This is a genomic window from Streptomyces sp. NPDC031426 (genome assembly GCF_055581585.1).
In genome coordinates this window covers 1-1,990 of sequence record NZ_JBVIJE010000100.1, presented here as the reverse complement: position 1 = coordinate 1,990, position 1,990 = coordinate 1, and the positions used below count along the sequence as shown (strand labels likewise).

Annotated in this window: 1 protein-coding gene and 2 pseudogenes; all 3 read right to left on the bottom strand. The window is 67.9% G+C overall.

From position 1 onward, the window contains the following. Positions 1–169 precede the first annotated feature (169 nt). A pseudogene (locus ACZ5NH_RS45445) lies at positions 170–823 on the bottom strand (transposase family protein); the annotation flags it as partial. A gap of 261 nt (positions 824–1,084) precedes the next feature. Beyond that, positions 1,085–1,264 (bottom strand): annotated as a pseudogene (locus ACZ5NH_RS45440) (AAA family ATPase); the annotation flags it as partial. A gap of 193 nt (positions 1,265–1,457) precedes the next feature. Beyond that, a complete protein-coding gene (locus ACZ5NH_RS45435) occupies positions 1,458–1,772 on the bottom strand; it encodes a hypothetical protein (RefSeq protein ID WP_468784352.1) in 315 nt (104 codons plus the stop codon). Positions 1,773–1,990 lie beyond the last annotated feature (218 nt).

The window sequence follows — 1,990 nt, the reverse complement described above, 5'->3', positions numbered from 1 at the left end:
ATGCCCGCGCCGAGCCCAAGACGGCGTTCGCGCCCGACTCACCGATCCGGTCCTGGACCGATTACCCGACCAAGGCTGCGTGACGAGCCACTAGCAGAACCGGACCAGGACGTGAGGTTGCCCCCTGCCCACCATTAACGGGGCAGGGGGCAATGAGCCTTTTCCATCTTCACTCTGAGCTGGTCAAGTGCAGGGTGAGGACTGCCTGGACGAGGCCGGTGATCCGAGTGGTCGAGCACCGCAGTTTGCGGAGGAGCCGCCAGGACTTGAGGGTGGCGACGGCCTGTTCGACGAGGGCTCGGATCTTCGCGTGGGACCGGTTGACCGCCTTCTGGCCTGCGGAGAGGGTCTCCCACCGGCCCCAGCAGGGGATGCGGACCGTGCCGCCGGCGCCCCGGTAACCTTTGTCGGCCCAGCACTTGATGCCAGCCCCGGCAAGTGCACCGACGATGCCGTGTTCACGGGCCGCGCGGACGTCGTGGACGGCGCCGGGCATGGCCGGTGAGGCCCACAGCAGCCGGCCGAAGGGATCTGCGATGACCTGTACGTTCATCCCGTGCTTCTTGTGTTTGCCGGAGTAGAACGGCCGGTCGGCAGCGATGCGGTCGATCGGCAGGAGCGTGCCGTCCAGGATCAGATACGCCTTCACTGACGCGGTCCGCGCTACGTCGGCCAAGCTGGGGGCGAGGGCGGCCAGGAGCTCGACAGCCTCGGTGACGTAGCGGTAGGCCGTCGTAGTGCCCACGCCGAACCCTGCGGCTAGCTCGGCATACGTGTGTCCCACTCGAAGATGAGCGAGCGTGAGCAGGGCCTGGCCGCCGGCGAGGTTGTTGACCGCTCTCGGATAGCCGCGGGCGGGGTCGTGGATGAGGGTGACGGCGTCGTCGGTGAACAGGGTGTCGCTGCGGCCGGCGAGCGCGAGGTGGTGGACCAGGTAGGAGGAGGTCTCCTCACCGGTCATCGGGGGCATGTTGTAGCGGATCGCGATGCGCTGGTCGAGGGCGGCGAGCATGCCGAGCTTGATCTTGTGCCGCAGGGTGGGCTGGCCGATCAGCAGGCAGGCGAGCGGGCTGTTGGAGTCCATGTCGTGGTTGGTCAGCATCCTGATCGCTTCCAGCTGCTCGTGGTCGAGGAGATGGGCCTCGTCGACGATCAGGATGGGGACGCGGCCGCGTTCGGCGTGTTCGGTGGCCAGCAGGTCGGTGGCCTGCGGGATCAGCGTCGATTTGTGGGGGCGGGAAACGCCGCCGAAGGCAGTGACGATCGCGTGGTGGATGTCGGCGACGCCGACGGCGGGGTTGGCGAGGTATACACATCCGTAAGGCGCAACGCTTGGTCACGGTTTGCCGAGGCTGCGGCCAGAGGCTTGTTCACTGACTATCAGTGATCGCTCGCAGAACGGGGGAGCCTGGTTACGGGCGCGGACGCGGCATCAGGCGCTGAGGGTGTGCTCGTCGTCATGTTCCGGGCGGGTGCTTCTCCAGCCAGCGGCGAGCGCCTGCTTCGGCGGCGGATTCGCGAACGGTCAGGACGACGAGGAACTCACCGACGGCGTACGCGAACACGGCGGGCATGACGGGCATTGCGACCAGCCAGAGGACGCGTCCGGCCAAGGCGAGCCGCACATTGCGGCCGGCCCGGGCACGTCGTGCTGCATGGGTCTCGGTCGGCGTGGGCGGGTTCAGGAGCGCGTTCTCGTGCCGTCGGCGTGCTGCCACCCATCCCCAGGCCAGGGCCACGCAGGCCAGGGCCACCTGCGCGCAGTCCCACACCAGGCGCACAGTGGACGGCAGGTCGACTCGGAACGACTGTTGACATCCTCGCCAACCTAAAGGAGGGCGATTCCCGTCTGCCGCGCCGTTGTCGGGTGCGGCTCCGGGTGGGTTCCTGCTTCGTCGCGCTGTGCCGGTAGGGATACCGGTCTTACCTGCGCTCCACGGGCTGACACGGCCAGTCCAGCCGCGTTCGCGACGTTGACCGCCGCGTTGAT